Consider the following 779-nt stretch of genomic DNA (forward strand, 5'->3'; position numbering starts at 1 on the left):
AGCCTTCGGCGTGCCGGCCGCCGAGCCACTCGGCAGTGATATCGCGACCCGCACCTCGCAGTTCCTCACCCACCCCGCGTTCACGCAGTACCGCACCGAGACGGCGATGATGCGCTATCTGCGCACGCTGGCGGATAAAGATATCGCCTTGGACCGCAGCATGATTCCGCTCGGCTCGTGCACCATGAAGCTCAACGCCGCCGCCGAGATGGAGCCGATCACCTGGCCGGAATTCGCCCGCCAGCATCCGTTCGCGCCGGCCTCGGACACCCCGGGACTGCGTCGGCTGATCAGTGACCTTCAGACCTGGCTGGTGCACATCACCGGTTACGACGCGGTGTCCCTGCAGCCCAACGCCGGCTCGCAGGGCGAGTACGCCGGCCTGCTGGCCATCCACGACTATCACGCCAGCCGGGGCGAACCGCACCGCAACATCTGCCTGATCCCGTCCAGCGCGCACGGCACCAACGCGGCGTCGGCGGCGCTCGCCGGCATGCGGGTGGTCGTGGTCGCCTGCCACGACAACGGCGACGTCGACCTCGACGATTTGCGCGCCAAGGTCACCCAGCACGGCGACGAGTTGTCGACGCTGATGATCACCTATCCGTCCACCCACGGCGTCTACGAGCACGACATCGCCGAGATCTGCGCGGCCGTCCACGACGCCGGCGGCCAGGTCTACGTGGACGGGGCGAACCTCAACGCGCTGGTCGGCCTGGCCCGGCCCGGGAAGTTCGGCGGCGACGTGAGCCACCTGAACCTGCACAAGACGTTCTGCA

Annotated in this window: 1 pseudogene; it reads left to right on the forward strand. The window is 68.2% G+C overall.

The window, feature by feature from the left end:
- Positions 1 to 779, forward strand: a pseudogene (locus A5691_RS26000) (beta-eliminating lyase-related protein); the annotation flags it as partial.

This window comes from Mycobacterium sp. E183 (assembly GCF_001667735.1).
Classification (GTDB): domain Bacteria; phylum Actinomycetota; class Actinomycetes; order Mycobacteriales; family Mycobacteriaceae; genus Mycobacterium.